Raw genomic sequence first — 16,832 nt, 5'->3', positions numbered from 1 at the left:
CCTTGGGGCTGAATTCAGGCGCGGGTGGCGGCGAAGGCGCGGGCGAGGGCGCAGAACTCCTCCACGCTGAGAGTCTCCGCGCGGCGCTGGGGATCGATCCCGACGGCCTCCAGCAGAGGCGCGGGCTCCACGCCGAGAGACTTCAGGCTCTGACGCAGCATCTTGCGGCGCTGGCCGAAGGCGGCGGCGGTCACGCGCTCCAGCGCGGAGAGATCCGCCTCCGCGAGGGGCTTTTCGCGGGGCCGGATCCGCACCACCGAGCTGGTGACTTTCGGCGGCGGAAAGAAGGCCTGAGGCGAGATGTCGAAGACGATCTCGGCCTGCGTCCGCCAGCCCGCCAGCACCCCGAGCCGCCCATAGCCGGAATCTCCCGGCCTGGCCGCGATGCGCTCGGCGACCTCCTTCTGGAACATCAGCGTGAGCGAGGACCAGAAAGGCGGCCATTGCGGCGCCGTCAGCCAGCGCACGAGCAATTCCGTGCCGATGTTGTAGGGCAGATTCGCCACGATCTTCACGGGCGCGGTCAGATAGGGCGCAGGGTCGAATTTCAGCGCGTCGCCGTCCACGACCTCCAGACGCCCCGGAGCGGCCGCCTGGATCTCCGCGAGGGCGGGCAGGGCGCGTTCGTCGCGCTCCACGGCCACCACCTTGCGCGCCCCCGCCAGCAGCAGAGCCCGCGTCAGGCCGCCGGGGCCGGGGCCGATCTCCAGCACGTCGCAGCCGGTCAGATCCCCCGCCGCCCGCGCGACGCGTCCGGTCAGGTTCAGGTCGAAGAGGAAATTCTGGCCCAGAGCCTTCTTGGCCGCCAGTTCATGGCGTCCGACCACCTCGCGGAGCGGCGGCAGGGCGTGCAGAGCCTCGGCGTGGGCGGCGAAGTCGGGAGTCTCGGTCACCATTCCTCCAGAGCGTCCACGGCGGCCTTGCCGCGTCGGGCCATGATCAGCGCGCCCTCCAGAGCGTCGGCCTTGGGCTCGACGATGCGGGCGAGCAGCGCCTCGGGCAGCAGGGGCCGCAGACGCCGCGCGATGGAGCCGTGCAGCACCACGCTCGGCGCGCCCCAGTCCAGAGCGATCCGCGTCAGCCGCGCGCATTCCTCCACCGAGCGCGCCACCACGCTGCGGGCGGGAGCGTCGCCCTCCTCAGCGAGATCGAAGATGAGCCGCGCATAGCGCCCGAACTCGCCGGGCGTGGCGGTGGCGGCCCAGAATCCCATGTCGCGGGGATCGCCGCCGAAATCCTTCAGCAGAGCCTCCGCCAGACGGCCGCCCTCCACGTCGCCGTCGGCGGCGCGCATGGTCAGATGCACGGCGCGGCGGCCCATGTCTGCGCCCGAACCGAAGTCGTCGCAGGCGAAGCCCCAGCCCCCCGCCTCGCGATAGCGGCCCCGCGCGAAGACGCCCCCCACGCAGCCCGTGCCGAAGATCACCAGCCCGCCTTCCTCGCCGCCATGGGCGCCCAGACAGGCCGTATGTCCGTCGGTGCCGATCACCGTGCGGGCGAAGGGCAGGCCTCGCGCCCGGAGCCGCTCGCGGGCGCCGCGCATCGGCGCGCCCGAGACTCCGAGTCCGGCCCGCACGTCGCGGACGGCTTCGGGCGGCAGGCCCGCGCGCTCGACGCAGAGCCGCGCCGCCTCCAGAATCGAGGCGTGGGAGGCGGATCCGTCTCCGGTGGCGATGGCGCCCATGCCCGCCTCGGCTTCGGAGAGCTTGCGGCCTTGCGCGTCCGTCAGGCGCGCGCGCGAGCCCGTGCCGCCGCCGTCGAGGCCGAAATAGAGCGTTTCGCCCATGGCTGGGATCCTCCCGAGAGCTTTTCGCGCAGGAGTAACCGGGCGCGGCGCGGCGTCAAGCGGATTCAAGGCGTTCCGGCCCTGCGGAGCCCTCAGGCCTCGCCCTGGGAGGCGGGCAGCGCCACCACCACCCGCGCGCCCGGCCCGGCGTCCTCGATGCGCGAGGAGCCGCCATGCGACTCCGCCACCGCCCGCACGAAGGCCAGCCCCAGCCCCACGCCTTCCTCGGCGCGGCTCGGATCCAGCCGCGAGAAGCGCGAGAACACCGCCTCGCGCTTGTCGGGGGGCACGCCGGGGCCCCGGTCGGCGACCGAGATCTCGGCGCGGTCTCCGCGTCGGGCCAGCCGGAGCGTGACCTCGGGCCTGCGTCCGGAGCCCTCCGGCGGCAGGCCGTAATGCAGGGCGTTCTCGATGAGGTTGGCCACGGCCTGTCCGATCAGGGCCCGCTCGCCCCGGATGCGCAGATCGGGCGCGATGTCGAGCTTCAGGGCGAATCCGGCCTCCTCCAGCACGGGTTCGTAGAGCTCGCCCGCGTCGGCCACGGCCTGGCTGAGGTCGATCTCGGGATGCTCGTCGCAGGCGCCGCGCCGGGTCTTCAGCCGCGCGATGGAGAGGATCGCCCTGAAGACCGCCAGAAGCCGGTCGGCCTCCTGCACGCATTCGTCGAGGGCGGCGCGCAGCTCGGGCTGAGAGGCCGAGGGCTGCCGCAGCGCCCTTTCGGCCCGCGCCCTCAGCCGCGTCAGGGGCGTGCGCAGATCATGGGCCACGTCGTCGGTGACTTCGCGCATGGCCTCCACCAGCCGCTCGATGCGGTCGAGCATCTGGTTGAGCGTGATGGTGAGGCGCTCCAGTTCGTCGTCGTAGCCGACCAGCGGCAGACGCCGCTTGAGGTCTCCGGTCATGATGTCCTGAGCGGCGCGGCGGGCGCGCTCGACGCGGCGCATCATGCGCTGGGCCGAGACCGCCCCCCCGAGAAGCCCGAGGGCGGTGGTCACGCCGAGGCCGCTCAGCATCATGCGGAAGAGGGTGTCCTTGACGCTGCGATGCTGGTTGCGGTCTCGGCCCACCACCAGGGAGAGGCTCGAATCCAGCGTGGTCTGCAGCGCCGTCACCCGACGGGCGCGCCCCGACCCGCCGGGGCCGGACGAAGGCGGAAGCGTCGCGTGGATCCAGCCGCCTTCGTCGGGCTGGCCGTATTGCAGGACGTCGATCTTGAAGGCGCCGTCCGCGAGCTTGCGGGCGGGCTGTCCCTCGGCGGCGGGCCGGTAGAGCTGATAGAAGGCGTCTTCGCTGGCCTCGTCGCGGGCGTGCATGATCGGCAGGATCTCGCTCAGGGCGGCGGCGAGGTTCGGCTCGGCGGCCGGGTCTCCGGCGGCGAGCCTGTAGCGGCGGGAGAGATTGTCGGATTCGGTCTCGATGGCGGCGCGCATCTCGCGGTTCAGCAGCCGGTCGGCGGCGGCGTAGGAGAAGATGAAGACGAGCGAAATCACGCTCACCACCATGGCCGTATAGCCGAGGGCGAGACGGAAGACGTAGGAATCGAGGAACTTAAGCTTCGCCATCGGCCGTCAGCATGTAGCCCGCGCCGCGCACCGTCTTGAGCAGCGGCGGATCATAGCCCTTGTCGATCTTGGAGCGCAGCCGCGAGATGTGCACGTCGATGACGTTGGTCTGCGGGTCGAAGTGATAGTCCCAGACGCTTTCGAGCAGCATGGTGCGCGTGACCACCTGGCCCGAATGCCGGAGCAGCTCTTCGAGCAGCCTGAATTCGCGGGGCTGCAGGTCGATCCGGTCGCCTGCGCGGGTCACGGTGCGCGCGAGGAGGTCCATCTCCAGATCGGCGAGGCGCAGTTTCGTGACCGCCGCTTCGGGCGTCCTGCGCCGCGCCAGACCCTCGATGCGGGCGAGAAGCTCGGGGAAGGCGTAGGGCTTGACGAGATAATCCTCGGCGCCCGCCCGCAGCCCCTCGACGCGGTGGTCCACCTGGTCCAGCGCCGTCAGGAAGAGCGCGGGCGTGTCGCAGCCCATGGCCCGCAGCCGCTTGAGCATCTCCAGCCCGTCGAGCCCCGGCATCATCCGGTCGACGATCAGGGCGTCGTATCCGCCCCGGGAGGCGCGGTCCAGACCGTCGATTCCGTCTCTGGCCCAATCGGCCTCATGGGCGCGTTCGCGCAGGCCGCCGACCAGATGTTCGGCGGCGCGGGCGTCGTCCTCGATGACCAGAATGCGCATGGCGGGGCGGATCTCCTCTGCGGGGCCTCGCGCTGCGCCGGACCGGAGCGCTGCGGGATCTCTGCGCCGAGATAGGCCTCCGGAGGCGCAAGCTCAAGCCCGCGCCCCCGATCTTCCGGCTTTCGCGGCTCAGGAGCCGCTGAGCGGCAGCGCCACGAAGACCGAACGCTCGTCCTCCGGCTTGACGATCTGGAGCAGCAGGGCCTTGCGGCCTTCGGCCTGGGCGGCGCGGATGGCGTCGGCGGCCTGGGCGGCGGTCGAGACCTCGGAGTCGCCCACGCCGATGATGCGGTCCCCGACCTCGATTCCGGCCTCTTCGGCGGCGGAGTCGGGGCGCACCCGATCCACCACGACGCCGCCGTTCTCGCGGTCGTTGCGCAGCGAGAGCCCGAGCCGCGCGCCGCCTTCGCCGGGGGCGGGCGCTTCGACGGCGGCCTGCGGGCCTTCCTCTCCGGGCAGGGAGCCGAGGTCGATGGAGATGGTCTTGCGCTCGCCGCCGCGGATGACCTCGAGCGGCAGGGTCGCGCCGGGGCGCTGGCCGCCCACCGCCCGCGAGAGGCTGCGGGCGTCCTCGATGGGGGCGCCGGCGAAGGAGACCACCACGTCGCGCACCTGCACGCCGGCCCTGGCCGCCGGTCCGTCGGGCTCGACATGGGAGACGAGCGCGCCCTTGGCCTCGGCGTCGAGGCCGACGCCCTCGGCGAGGACCGGCGACAGCGGCTGGATCGCCACGCCGAGCCATCCGCGCTCGACGCGGCCGTTCTCCTTGAGCCCCTCGATCACCTCGCGGGCCATGTTGGAGGAGATCGCGAAGCCGATCCCGACGTTGCCGCCCGAAGGCGAGAAGATCACGGTGTTCACGCCGATCACCTCGCCCTGGAGGTTGAAGGCGGGGCCGCCCGAATTGCCGCGGTTGATCGGGGCGTCGATCTGGATGAAGTCGTCGTAGGAGCCCGCGCGGATGTCGCGGCCCACCGCCGAGACGATGCCCGCCGTGGCCGTGCCGCCGAGCCCGAAGGGATTGCCGATGGTCACCACCCATTGCCCCACGCGCGCCCTGGCGCTGTCGCCGAAGCGGACGAAGGGGAAATCCTCGCCCTCGACCTTCAGCAGGGCCAGGTCGGTGCGCGGATCGGCGCCGATCAGGCGGGCGGGCAGCTCGCGGCCGGACTGGGTCTGGATGCTGATCGAGGAGCCGTTCTCGATCACGTGGTTGTTGGTGACCACGTAGCCGTCGGCGCTGACGAGGAAGCCCGAGCCCTGGGCGGCGCCCCGACGGCTCTCGGGCTGGCCGCCCCGGCGATCGCGGTCGGCGAAGGGCGAGCCGCGTCCGTCGCGCTCGGCGAAGGGCGAGCCGCGGCCGAAGCGGTCGAAGAAGTCGCGCAGCTCCGGCGGCAGTTCGCCGAAGCGATCGGCGTCGGCGCCCGAGCTCCGGTCCGGGACGACGACGGGGCCGCGCATCTCGACGCTGATGCTGACCACGGCGGGGCTCACGGCCTCGACCACGTCCGAGAAGTCGGCGGGGGCGGCCGTCAGCGGCGCGGAGGGCAGCTGCTCGGCCAGAAGCGGCGGCGCGGCCCCGAGAGCCAGAGCGGCGGCGAGCGCGGAGCGGAGCGGAAGGGAGTTGCGCATGATGCTGTTCCTGGAATCCTCGAAGGGGCGGCGACAGGGTCCTGAGGGCCGGAGGTCCGCCCTGAAGGTCCGGATAAGATTGGCGCCCCCGGCCCGCATGTCGAGAGGCGAGGGCCTCCCGGACTTCACTTTTCGCGTGATCCTTCGTGAACGGGCCGCGCGGCCCTGCGGCGGGAGGCGCAGGGCGCCCGAGGGGGAGTGAGGAGGGGAAGCCCGGGGGAGTGAGGAGGCCGGATCCTTCTCCGCGACGCTTTGCGCCCATCGGCCCGGTTGTCAACCATCGCGGGCCGCGCTATGGCTCACGGAGGACGCGCGCCCGGCGCGAACCCCGGGATTCCGGGGGGCGGCTCCGGGCGTTCTTGCAGGGCCTCGGCTCACGCCGACGCTTCGGGAGGGAGAAACGCATGGCGCACGCGACGGGCGTCGAGCATGGGGGGCATGGCCACGCCGAAGGCCACGCTCACGGGAAGCCGGGGTTCTTCACCCGCTGGTTCTGCTCGACCAACCATAAAGACATCGGAATCCTGTATTTCCTCGTGGCGGCGGCGGTGGGCCTGGTCTCCGTCGCCTTCACGATGTACATGCGCCTCGAGCTGATGCAGCCGGGCGTGCAGTACATGGTCAACGCCGACGGCACGCCCAACGGCAACCTCTGGAACATCATGGTGACCGGACACGGCATCCTGATGATGTTCTTCGTGGTGATTCCGGCGCTCTTCGGCGGCTTCGGCAACTACTTCATGCCGCTGATGATCGGCGCGCCGGACATGGCCTTTCCGCGCCTGAACAACCTCAGCTTCTGGCTCTACGTCTGCGGCAGCGCCCTGGCGGTGCTGGCGAGCGTCATCAGCCTGATGGACACCTCCCAGACGGGCATCGGCGTGGGCTGGGTGCTCTATGCGCCGCTCTCGACCTCGGGTTCGCCGGGCATGGCGATGGACATCGCGATCTTCGCGGTGCACGTCTCGGGCGCCTCGTCGATCCTCGGCGCGATCAACATCATCGCGACCTTCCTGAACATGCGCGCGCCGGGCATGACCCTGCACAAGACGCCGCTCTTCGCCTGGTCGATCTTCATCACGGCCTTCCTGATCCTGCTGTCTCTGCCGGTTCTGGCGGGCGCGATCACCATGCTGCTGATGGACCGCAACTTCGGCACGCATTTCTTCGACCCCGTCGGGGGCGGCGATCCGGTGCTTTATCAGCATCTGCTGTGGTTCTTCGGCCATCCCGAAGTCTACATGATCATCGTTCCGGGCTTCGGCATCATCAGCCACGTCATCGCGACCTTCTCGAAGAAGCCGGTCTTCGGCTATCTCGCGATGGTCTACGCCATGGCCTCCATCGGCGTTCTGGGCTTCGTGGTCTGGGCGCACCACATGTACACGGTGGGCATGTCGGCCGACACCCAGGCCTACTTCATGATCGCCACCATGGTGATCGCGGTGCCGACGGGCGTGAAGATCTTCTCGTGGATCGCCACCATGTGGGGCGGCTCCATCGAGTTCCGGGCGCCCATGCTCTGGGCGATCGGCTTCATCTTCCTGTTCACGGTCGGCGGCGTGACCGGCGTGGTGCTGAGCCAGGCGGGCGTCGACCGCGCCATGCACGACACCTATTACGTGGTGGCGCATTTCCACTACGTGATGTCTCTGGGCGCGATCTTCTGCATCTTCGCCGGCTACTACTACTGGGTCGGCAAGGTGACGGGCCGCCAGTACATCGAGTGGCAGGGCAAGCTGCATTTCTGGCTGATGTTCATCGGCGCGAACCTCACCTTCTTCCCGCAGCATTTCCTCGGTCTCGCGGGCATGCCGCGCCGCTACATCGACTATCACGAGTCCTATGCGGGCTGGAACATGGTGTCGTCGATCGGCGCCTTCATCTCCGGCGCCTCGCTGCTCTGGTTCTTCTACGTGATGTACTCCACCGCGACGAAGGGCGAGAAGGTCGGCGCGAACTACTGGGGCCCCAGCGCCGACACGCTGGAATGGACCCTGCCTTCGCCGCCCCCCGAGCACACCTTCGAGGTGCTGCCGGTGATCGCGGACAACCCTCACCACTGAGCCTGATCTCGCCGCCCCCGGAGCAGGCTCCGGGGGCGGTTCTCCGGAGGAGGGAGAGCGGGGCATGGACCTCGGGACGCCCTTGCGCGAAATGACCATCTGGCCGCACCGCTCCTTGCAGCGGCGCGGCTTTTTCGTGGTTCCGGCGGTTTTCCTGGGGGGGGCTCTGGCCGCGAGCGCGATGATGTTCTTCGCGCCCGGCGCCTGGCGGAGCGGGGGGCTGCTGATCCTCGCGACGGCGCCTTTCTTCCTGCTGGTTCTGGGCGGGATCGTCTTCGCCCTGCGGCGCAACGACCGCGACCGGGCGCGGCAATACGAGCGCCTCGCGATCTACAAGGACCTCCTGCGGCTGGAGCGCATGGACGCCCGCGGACGCCTCAGCCTCTGGGAGGCGCCTCTGGGCATGGTGCGCCTGACCACCCGAGAGGAGCCGGTGCGGGGCCTCCTGCTGATCCTGCGCGCCGGAGAGGCCGAGACCGGCGTAGGGGATTTCCTCTCGCCCGCCGAGCGCCCGGCCCTCGCCGAGGAGCTGCGCGATCTGCTCGCCGACGGGCGCCGACGCTCCTCCTGGCGGGCCTGAAGCGGCTTGACCGGGGCGCGGATTCCGGGCTTCAAAGGGCGCGGGAGCCACAAGGAGCAGACGCATGATCACCCTCGGATACGCCGCCCGGAACGCCGAATCCCCCCTGCGTCCCTGGAGCTTCCAGCGTCGCGACCTGCGTCCCGACGACGTGGCCATCGAGATCCTCTATTGCGGGGTCTGTCATTCGGACCTCCACACCGCCCGCAACGACTGGGGCGGGACGCTCTATCCCTCGGTGCCGGGCCACGAGATCGTCGGGCGCGTGACGGCGGTGGGTCCGCAGGTCTCGGGCTTCAGGCCGGGCGACGTCGTGGCGGTGGGGACGCTGGTCGATTCCTGCCGGAGCTGTCCGGCCTGCGCCTCGGGCGAGGAGCAGTTCTGCGAGAAGGGCGTGGTCGGGACTTACGGCGGCCGCGACCGCGTGACGGGCGAAACCACCTGGGGCGGCTATTCGGCGGCCATCGTGGTCCGCGACTCCTTCGTGCTGCCTCTGCCGGAGGGCCTGGATCCCGCCGTCGCCGGACCCATCCTCTGCGCCGGAATCACCGTCTGGTCGCCGCTGCGGCGCTGGGAGGCCGGGCCGGGAACGAAGCTCGGGGTGATCGGCATCGGCGGGCTGGGCCATATGGCGATCAAGCTGGGGGCGGCGCTCGGGGCCGAGGTCACGGCGATCACCACCTCGGCCGCCAAGGCCGAAGAGGCCGCCCGGCTCGGGGCGGCGCGGACTCTGGTCTCGAAAGACCCCGAGGCCCTCAAGGCCGCCGCCGGGAGTCTGGACCTGATCATCGACACGGTTCCGGTGAAGCACGACCTCACGCCCTATCTGCCCCTGCTGGGCCGGGACGGGACTCTGGTGATCGTCGGCATGATCGGCCCCACCGAGCCCTTCCACACCGGCCTCCTGCTGAGAGGGCGGCGGCGGATCTCCGGCTCGGCGGTGGGCGGCGTCGCCGAGACCCGGGAGCTGCTCGACTTCTGCGCGGAGAAGGGCGTGGCGCCCGACGTCGAGATGATCCGGATGCAGGACATCGAGGCGGCCTTCGCCCGCATGGAGAAGGGCGATGTGAAATACCGCTTCGTCATCGACATGGCCTCGCTGAAGGGCGAAGCCGCCGCCTGACGGATCCGCGAGGCGGAGGCGCCGCGAAATCGGGGGGCGCGGATTCAAGGAGATTGCTTTTCGCGTCCGTTTTCGCCATGCCTGCCCCCCCGAAGCGGTTTCAAAAGGCGTCTCGCCCGCAGCGGCGCGCGCCGGTTCTGAAGGGAGGCGGCCATGGCGTCGGATTCGCAAGAGCCTCAGCGCGATCTCCGGGAGGAGGAGGACGCCGAGTCCCACGGTCTGACCGAAGGGACCGTCGAGGCGGTGATCGAGGCCCTCGCCGCCGATGACGACGCGGCGGTGGGCGAGATCCTCGGCGAGGAGCGGCCCGAGGACGTGGCCGACCTTCTGGAGCAGCTCAAGCCCGACGACCGCCGTCGCGCCATCCGCGCCCTGGAGCCGGAGCTCGCGGGTCCCGTCCTCACCGAGATGGACGAGGGCGCCCGAGACGACGCCCTGGAGGCCATGGAGCCCGAAGCCATCGCCCGCGCCGTGGGCGAGCTGGAGAGCGACGACGCGGTCTATCTGCTCGAAGACCTCGACGAGGAGCGTCAGCAGGAGATCCTGAAGTCGCTGGACGCGGGCGACCGCCTCGCCATCGAGCAGTCTCTGGTCTATCCCGAGGATTCCGCCGGACGCATGATGCAGAAGGCGCTGGTGGCGGCGCCGCTCTGGTGGACGGTGGGCGCGCTGCTGGATTACCTGCGCCGGGCGAAGGACGTTCCCGAAGACTTCTACGCCGTGGTGGTGGTGGATCCGGCGCACAAGCCCGTGGGTCTGGCGCCGCTCGGGCGCCTCGTGACCCACATGCGCGAAGAGCGTCTGCAGGACGTCATGCAGACGGAGTTCCACAGCTTCAAGACCTCCGACAGCGCCAGGGACGTCGCCTACGCCTTCAACAAATACCACCTCGTGACCGCCCCCGTGACCGACGAGGCCGGACGCCTCGTCGGCGCGATCATGATCGACGACGCCGTGGAGACGCTGGAGGACGAGGCCGAAGAGGATCTGCTGCGCCTCGGCGGGGTGGGCGACGAAGAAATCTCCGACTCGACCCGCGAGACCCTGCGTCAGCGTCTGCCCTGGCTGGGGGTCAACCTGCCGACGGCCTTTCTGGCGGCGGCGGTGATCGCGCTCTTCGAGGACACCATCGGCAAGCTGACCGTTCTTGCGGCGCTGATGCCCATCGTGGCCTCGATGGGCGGCAACGCGGCCACCCAGACTCTGACCGTCACCGTGCGCGCCCTCGCGGCCAAGGAGCTGACCCGCACCAACGCCCGACGCATCATCCGCCGCGAATTGCTGGTGGGGATCTGCAACGGCCTGATCTTCGCCGTGCTGGTGGGGACGGTGGCCGCGCTCTGGCAGAGCAGCCCCAAGCTGGGTCTGGTGATCGCCGCGGCGATGATGGCCAATTTCCTCACGGCGGCCATGGCGGGCATCCTCATCCCCATGCTGCTGGACAAACTGAAGGTGGATCCGGCGGTGGCCTCGGGAGTCTTCGTGACGACCCTCACCGACGTGGTGGGCTTCTTCGCCTTCCTCGGGCTGGCGACGGCCTTCCTGTTATAGCTCTTCAGCCGATGAGCCGCTTCCAGAGGCTTTCGCCTTTGGTGGGCGGCTCCTCGACGGGCCTTCCTTCGAGGATGCGGGCGAAGCGCTCGAAGAACTGGGCCGCCATCCGGCGCGCGAAGCCCTCGACCAGCCCGAGCCCGATCTTCGCCAGACGCCCCGTCACTTCGGCGCGCAAGACGTAATCCAGCCGCGCGCCTTCGCCTTCGGGGAGAATGGCGATGTCGGCGGCGCCCTCGGCGTGGCCCGCCGCGCCGCCGACGCCGCGTCCGACCAGCGTATAGCTCCGGGGCGGGTCGAGGTTCTCCAGAGTCAATTCGCCGGTGAAGCTCGCCGAGAGCGGCCCGATCCTCTGGACCACCACGGCCTGAAACCGCGTCGGGCCGAGCCGCTCGAAGCTTTCGCAGCCCGGCAGACAGGCCTTGAGGATCTCCGGATCGTTCAGCGCCTCCCAGACCCTGTGCGGCGAGGCGTCGATCCGGCGCGAATCTGCGATGCGCATGAGGCGGGAGGCTCCTGAAGGCGAGGGCGCGGAATCCCGATCATATGCGGTCTGCGAGGGCGGCGCGCAAGCCGCGCTTGACGGCCTCGCGGCGAGGCCTCAGGCTCTCGCCGCGATTTCATCTTGAGGGAGGGCGGCATGGCGCAGCCGGGATTTCTGGGGCGGGTGCTTGGCGCGGGCGGCAAGGCGATCAGGGCCAATCTGCCGCTGATCCTGCTCTGCGCGCTGGTGTCCACGCTCGCGCAGCACCTGATCATCAGGATGCAGATCTCCACCCTCGCGGAGACGATCGACGCGCTGAGGAACGCCGCAGGGAGGGAGGAGATCATGATCCTCCCCTCGGGCGGAAGCGCTCTGGCGATCCTGCTGCAAGGCCTGGTCAACGTCTTCCTTTACGTGGCTTTGCTGTTCGGCGCCCACGCCGCGATTCTCTACGGCGGCGAGCCCCGCCCCGGCTTCGGCCATTTCGCCCATGCGCCGGGTCGGCTGGGGAGCTTCTTCTGGCGGATGATCGTGGTGGGCTTCCGGACCTTGCTTGTCCTGTTCCCGCTCGTGATCGTCCTGTCGTTCATCGCAGCCTTCTCCGCAGGCGGTCCGGGCGCGGCTCTGGGTCTGACGACGATCTTCGGGGTCGTGGTCCTGTTTGCGGCGCTCGTCATTTCGGCGCGCTACGGGCTGGCGCTTCCGGCGACGGTGGCCGACGACGCGGACATCAGCATCGCGGCGGCGGTGGAGCGCTCGCGGCCCCGGCTCCGCGACATGGTTCTGGCGATGCTGGCCATTGGCGTCGGCTTTTTCCTGCTGCAGTTTCTGCTGGGGTTCATCTTCGGGGGTCTGGTTCCGGAGCTGAGGACCGTTCAGACGCCGGGGGCGCCGGATGCGGCCTTTTTCGAGGCGGCCATGGAGCATCTGCGCGCTTTGCGGGCTCAGCCGCTGTTCTGGATCTACGCCTTCGTGAACGGCGCGCTTGGGCTGGTCGCGGCGATCTGTTACGCCGCCGTGCTTTCGGTGGGCTATCGCGACGCCGTGGAGGAGGGCCTGGCCCGGCCTCGCGCGCAGGTTTCATGAGGAGGAAGAGTCCGATGTCCGAGCAGCCTGTCGTCTTCGTCACCGGCGGCGGCCGGGGGATCGGCGCGGCGGTGGTCCGTCTGGCGGCGCGCAGGGGTTGGGCGGTCGCCTTCAGCTATCTGGGCGATTCCGGATCCGCCGAAGCCCTTGCGGCGGAGGTCCGGGCTGAAGGCGGCCGGGCTCTGGCGCTTCAGGGCGACGTCGCCGATTCCGGCTTTCCCGCTCCGGCTCTGGACCGGATCGAGGCGGAGCTGGGGCCTGTGACGATGCTGGTGAACAACGCCGGGATCACCGGGCGGATCGGCGGCTTCCTCGACATGCCGCTTGACGTCATGCGCCGCACCTTCGAGGTCAACGTCCTCGGGCTGATGGGGCTGACTCAGGAGGTCGCGCGGCGCTGGCGGGCGGGGGGGATCAAGGGGCGGATCGTCAACCTCTCCTCGACCGCCGCGACCAGCGGCGCGCCGGGCGACTACATCCATTACGCCGCGAGCAAGGCCGCCGTGGACGCCTTCACCCTGGGGCTGGCCAAGGAGCTCGGGCCGCTCGGAATCCGGGTCAATGCGGTCTCGCCGACCGTGACCCGCACCCGCATCCACGCCGACGGCGGCAAGCCCGAGCGCGTCGAGGCGGCGGCCGGACGCATCCCTCTGGGGCGCGTCGGAGAGCCCGAGGACAGCGCCGAGGCGGTGATCTGGCTGCTCTCCGAGGAGGCGGGCTTCGTCTCGGGCTCGATCCTGAAGGTCTCGGGCGGCGGCTGATCAGAGGTCCAGCTTCGCCCGGAGCTTCTCCGCGATTTCGGCCAGCTCTTCGGCGGGGGGCTGGGGCGGCAGATGGAAGGCCTCGGGCCCGTCGCGGAGGTAGATCTCCGACGTCACGTCATGCTGATGCCGCATCGGGATCAGATGGGCGTGAGCATGCGGCACATGGATGCCGGTGAAGACCATCCCCACGCGCTCGACGCCGTAAATCTCCTTGAGCCCCCGCGCCACGGCCTGGCTCACGGCGAAGACCCGCGCGCCCAGAGGCTCCGGGATCTCCTCGAACCAGACGTGATGCGCCTTGGGAATCACCAGCGCATGGCCGGGCCGGACGGGATGGATGTCCAGAAAGGCGAGGATCTCCTCGTCTTCATGGATCCTGTGGCAAGGGATCTCGCCCGCTGCGATCCGACAGAACAAACAAGCCTGAGCCATGGCTCTCCCCCTGAAAAGTTCAGCCCAGCAGCCGACGGCAGGTCTTCAGCCCGTCGATCAGGGCGTCCACCTCTTCGGGGCTGCTGTAGAGGCCGAAGGAGGCGCGGCAGGTCGCCGTGACGCCGAAGCGCTTCATCAGCGGCTGGGCGCAATGATGGCCCGCCCGCACCGCGATTCCGGACTGGTCCAGAATCGTCGACATGTCATGCGGATGGGCCCCCTCCATGGTCATGGAGAAGATGGCGCCCTTGTCGGCGGCGTCGCCCTGCACCTTGATCCAGTTCAGGGCGCCGAGCTTCTCGCGCGCGAGATCGCGGATGCGCGTCTCATGGGCGGAGATCTCGGCCATGCCGATCCCCTCCAGATAGCGGATCGCCTCGGCCAGGCCGATGATGGGCATGATGGGCGGCGTGCCCGCCTCGAAGCGCAGGGGAGGTTCGGCGTAGGTCACGTTCTCCTGCGTCACGTCGCGGATCATGTCGCCGCCGCCCTTGAAGGGGCGCATCTCTGCGAGACGCTCCTGCTTGCCGTAGAGCGCGCCCGAGGCCGAGGGCCCGTAAAGCTTGTGTCCGGTGATCGCGTAGAAATCGCAGCCGATCTCCGCGACGTTCACCGGACCATGCACCGCCGCCTGACTGCCGTCGAAGAGGATCGGGACGCCCTTCGCATGGGCGATCTCCGTGGCGCGGCGGGCGTCGACCTTGGTTCCCAGCACGTTGGACATATGGGTCAGCGCCACGAGCTTCGTGCGCGGGCCCATGGCGGCTTCGAGCTGGTCGTAACGGAGTTCGCCCGAGTCGGTCACATCCACCCAGCGCAGGACCACGCCCTGACGCTCGCGCAGGAAATGCCAGGGCACGATGTTGGCGTGATGCTCCATCACGCTGAGGACGATCTCGTCGCCCGGCTGGAGGCGCGGCGCCGCCCAGCCGTAGGAGACCAGATTGATCGATTCCGTCGAGCCGGTGGTGAAGACGATCTCGTCCTCATGGGCCGCCCCGAGGAAGCGGGCGATCACGCCGCGCGCGCCCTCGTATTTCTCGGTGGCGAGATTCGAGAGGTAGTGAAGTCCGCGATGGACGTTGGCGTATTCATGGGCGTAGCCCTCGGCGAGGGCCTCGATGACGCGGCGGGGCTTCTGGGCGCTGGCGCCCGTGTCGAGATAGACCAGAGGCCGCCCATGGATCTTCAGATCGAGGGCCGGGAAGTCGCGCCGGATCGCGGCGAGGTCGTAGGCCATGGGGAGACTCCTCGAAGGGCGCGGCTCAGGCGGGGGCCGCCTGAAGCAGGGAGAGCATCAGCATGCCCAGCAGCAAGGCGACGGAGGCCACCGCCGCCATGGTCGCCGCGAGGCTGCGGTAGCGCTGGGCTTCGGTCACATAGGCCGCCAGCAACGCGAAATTCGCCACGAAGGCGAACATCGCCACCAGAGACAGCGGAATCAGGCTGAGCGGCGTCAGCAGCGCCGAGACCAGCGTCCACCAGGCCGCCACGGAGCGGCCTTGTTCGGGCGTGGCGGCGCCTCCGGTGAAGCGCCCCGCCAGATTGATCAGGCCGGAGACCAGCCCGTATTGCAGCAGGGTCGCCATCGCGAGGCTGAAGTAGAATCCGCCCTTGCCGACCTGCGCCAGCAGGGCCAGAGCCTCCGGAGAGGAGGCGAGGAGAAGCCGGAAGACCAGAGCGTTGATCAGGCCGCCCGCGGCGACCATCAGCCAGCGCTCCTTCGGCCCCCAGTTCTCCTCCAGGCCGCGCCGCATGGAGCGGCGCGGAGAGAGGAAAGCCTCGCGCAGGCGCGCGAAGAGGGGATCAGGCTCGGGCTCCCTGGTCAATCCGCAGCCCCGGCGCGCCCCCGGGCCTCCATCCAGCGGGCGACATGGGCGCGCATGGCGTCCTGCAGGGCCTCGTCCTCGATTTCAAGGATCGCGTCGTCGATGAAGGCGGCGGTCAGCAGAGCCTCCGCCTCGGCGTGAGGCACGCCGCGCGCCTTGAGATAGAACAGGGCGTCGGCGTCCAGAGCGCCGGAGGTCGAGCCATGCGAGCATTTCACGTCGTCGGCGTAGATCTCCAGCTCGGGCTTGGCGTTGAACTCGGCGCGTTCGCCGAGCAGCAGCGCCTGGCTCATCTGATAGCCGTCGGTCTTCTGGGCGATCTGCGCGACGTAGATCTTGCCCTGGAACACCACATGGGATTCCCCCGCCAGAGCCGACTTCACGATCTGGCGGCTTTCGCAATGGGGGGCGTCATGATGGATGAACAGCGTGGTGTCGCTGATCGACCTGCGGTCGCCGAGCACGCCCTGAGCCACATGCGCCCAGCCCTTTTCGCCGCCGAGGCGCAAGTAGGTCTCGTTGCGGGTCATGCGGCCGTCGGAGCTGAGGGTGAAGCCCTTGTAGATCGCCTCCGCCCCGAGATCGGCGAAGACATGGGCCACGCCCGCGCGGGTCTCGGGCTGCTCGGTCTGGAGCCGCACGTGATGGAGCTGCGCGCCTCGGGCGATCCGCGCCTCGATGACGACTCCGCCCGCCAGAACGCCCGATTCGAGGAGCGTCAGCCTGGCGCCCTCCGGGAGGTCGATGGCGATGCGGCCTTGCGTCGTCCCCTCGGCGGAGAGATGGCGCAGATGGAGGAATCCGCCGTCCTGACCCTCGGCGACCCGGACCGCCAGGCCTGTGCGCGCGACCGCCGTGTTCCAGGCCGCCAGAGGACGCGGCGCCCGGAACTGGCCCTGAGCCTCCAGCTCGCCATAGAACTCCAGCGCCCAGGGGGCGTTCTCGATCAGGCGCAGATCCAGAGCTTCAGCCGTCGCGGCGGGCAGATGCGGGACGCCCTCGGCGAACTCCACGACCACCGGATCAAAGGCGGCGAAGGGATCCTCCTGCTCGGCCTTGCGCAGAGGCTGGGCCTCCAGCAGGGGAGCCGGGCGGGCGTAGCGCCAGTATTCGTCGCGGGGCCTGGGCGCTCCGCCCAGAGCCTCGAAGCGGGCGAAGGCCCTTTCGCGCGCCGGAGCCAGAGCCGCCGCTCCGGCGATCTGGGATTCCTCGTGAGCGGCGCGCCAGGGCGCCAGAGCCTCCACGGGCTTCTGAACGGCGGTCATGG

Annotated in this window: 16 protein-coding genes; 6 read left to right on the top strand and 10 right to left on the bottom strand. The window is 69.8% G+C overall.

What is annotated here, in order from left to right; translation table 11 throughout:
• Nucleotides 1-14 precede the first annotated feature (14 nt).
• From rsmA to PHN62_RS13275, 5 genes are all read right to left on the bottom strand, one after another.
• Complete coding sequence (gene rsmA, locus PHN62_RS13295; RefSeq protein ID WP_300151435.1) at nt 15-896, bottom strand: 16S rRNA (adenine(1518)-N(6)/adenine(1519)-N(6))-dimethyltransferase RsmA; 882 nt, start codon at nt 894-896, stop codon at nt 15-17.
• Nucleotides 890-1,786, bottom strand: coding sequence for a BadF/BadG/BcrA/BcrD ATPase family protein (locus PHN62_RS13290; RefSeq protein WP_300151431.1), 897 nt, complete (start codon nt 1,784-1,786; stop codon nt 890-892). The genes rsmA and PHN62_RS13290 overlap by 7 nt, the downstream gene beginning before the upstream one ends.
• 92 nt (nt 1,787-1,878) lie before the next feature.
• Nucleotides 1,879-3,348, bottom strand: coding sequence for a HAMP domain-containing sensor histidine kinase (locus PHN62_RS13285; RefSeq protein ID WP_300151429.1), 1,470 nt, complete (start codon nt 3,346-3,348; stop codon nt 1,879-1,881).
• Nucleotides 3,335-4,018, bottom strand: a complete 684-nt coding sequence (locus tag PHN62_RS13280) for a response regulator transcription factor (protein ID WP_300151426.1) — start codon at nt 4,016-4,018, stop codon at nt 3,335-3,337. The genes PHN62_RS13285 and PHN62_RS13280 overlap by 14 nt, the downstream gene beginning before the upstream one ends.
• Nucleotides 4,019-4,147: 129 nt before the next feature.
• Entirely contained in the window at nt 4,148-5,650 is a 1,503-nt protein-coding gene (locus PHN62_RS13275; RefSeq protein ID WP_300151424.1) for a Do family serine endopeptidase, read from the bottom strand.
• 404 nt (nt 5,651-6,054) lie between these two features.
• Here PHN62_RS13275 and ctaD point away from each other — a divergent pair, with 404 nt between their 5' ends.
• From ctaD to mgtE, 4 genes are all read left to right on the top strand, one after another.
• Complete coding sequence (gene ctaD / locus PHN62_RS13270; RefSeq protein WP_300151422.1) at nt 6,055-7,716, top strand: cytochrome c oxidase subunit I; 1,662 nt, start codon at nt 6,055-6,057, stop codon at nt 7,714-7,716.
• 64 nt (nt 7,717-7,780) lie between these two features.
• Complete coding sequence (locus PHN62_RS13265; RefSeq protein WP_300151420.1) at nt 7,781-8,296, top strand: DUF2244 domain-containing protein; 516 nt, start codon at nt 7,781-7,783, stop codon at nt 8,294-8,296.
• A 64-nt stretch (nt 8,297-8,360) separates the two neighbouring features.
• The gene (locus PHN62_RS13260; RefSeq protein WP_300151418.1) at nt 8,361-9,419 is read left to right on the top strand and encodes an NAD(P)-dependent alcohol dehydrogenase; all 1,059 of its coding nucleotides are present in this window, start codon (nt 8,361-8,363) and stop codon (nt 9,417-9,419) included.
• A 153-nt stretch (nt 9,420-9,572) separates the two neighbouring features.
• Complete coding sequence (gene mgtE / locus PHN62_RS13255) at nt 9,573-10,970, top strand: magnesium transporter (protein WP_300151416.1); 1,398 nt, start codon at nt 9,573-9,575, stop codon at nt 10,968-10,970.
• A 4-nt stretch (nt 10,971-10,974) separates the two neighbouring features.
• Here the strand turns inward: mgtE and PHN62_RS13250 are convergent, their stop codons facing one another.
• A complete protein-coding gene (locus PHN62_RS13250; protein ID WP_300151414.1) occupies nt 10,975-11,472 on the bottom strand; it encodes a CoxG family protein in 498 nt (165 codons plus the stop codon).
• A gap of 138 nt (nt 11,473-11,610) precedes the next feature.
• Here PHN62_RS13250 and PHN62_RS13245 point away from each other — a divergent pair, with 138 nt between their 5' ends.
• Nucleotides 11,611-12,540, top strand: a complete 930-nt coding sequence (locus tag PHN62_RS13245) for a hypothetical protein (RefSeq protein ID WP_300151412.1) — start codon at nt 11,611-11,613, stop codon at nt 12,538-12,540.
• A gap of 14 nt (nt 12,541-12,554) precedes the next feature.
• Nucleotides 12,555-13,301, top strand: coding sequence for an SDR family oxidoreductase (locus PHN62_RS13240; protein WP_300151410.1), 747 nt, complete (start codon nt 12,555-12,557; stop codon nt 13,299-13,301).
• Here PHN62_RS13240 and PHN62_RS13235 read toward each other — a convergent pair whose 3' ends face one another.
• The 4 genes from PHN62_RS13235 to PHN62_RS13220 are packed head-to-tail and all read right to left on the bottom strand — an operon-like array spanning nt 13,302 to nt 16,830.
• Nucleotides 13,302-13,736: an HIT family protein gene (locus tag PHN62_RS13235; RefSeq protein ID WP_300151408.1), complete on the bottom strand. Its 435-nt coding sequence runs from the start codon at nt 13,734-13,736 to the stop codon at nt 13,302-13,304. It abuts the gene before it with no gap.
• A gap of 19 nt (nt 13,737-13,755) precedes the next feature.
• Complete coding sequence (locus tag PHN62_RS13230; RefSeq protein WP_300151406.1) at nt 13,756-14,976, bottom strand: cysteine desulfurase; 1,221 nt, start codon at nt 14,974-14,976, stop codon at nt 13,756-13,758.
• Between the two features lie 25 nt (nt 14,977-15,001).
• Entirely contained in the window at nt 15,002-15,565 is a 564-nt protein-coding gene (locus tag PHN62_RS13225; protein WP_300151404.1) for a Yip1 family protein, read from the bottom strand.
• Entirely contained in the window at nt 15,562-16,830 is a 1,269-nt protein-coding gene (locus tag PHN62_RS13220; protein WP_300151402.1) for a SufD family Fe-S cluster assembly protein, read from the bottom strand. Before PHN62_RS13220 ends, PHN62_RS13225 begins: the two co-directional genes overlap by 4 nt.
• Between the last annotated feature and the right edge of the window lie 2 nt (nt 16,831-16,832).

It is taken from the genome of Neomegalonema sp., assembly GCF_028688855.1.
In the GTDB taxonomy this organism is placed as follows: Bacteria; Pseudomonadota; Alphaproteobacteria; order Rhodobacterales; family Rhodobacteraceae; genus Neomegalonema.
Note: the sequence above shows the minus strand (reverse complement) of the source record. Positions and strands in the feature narration are given on the sequence as shown.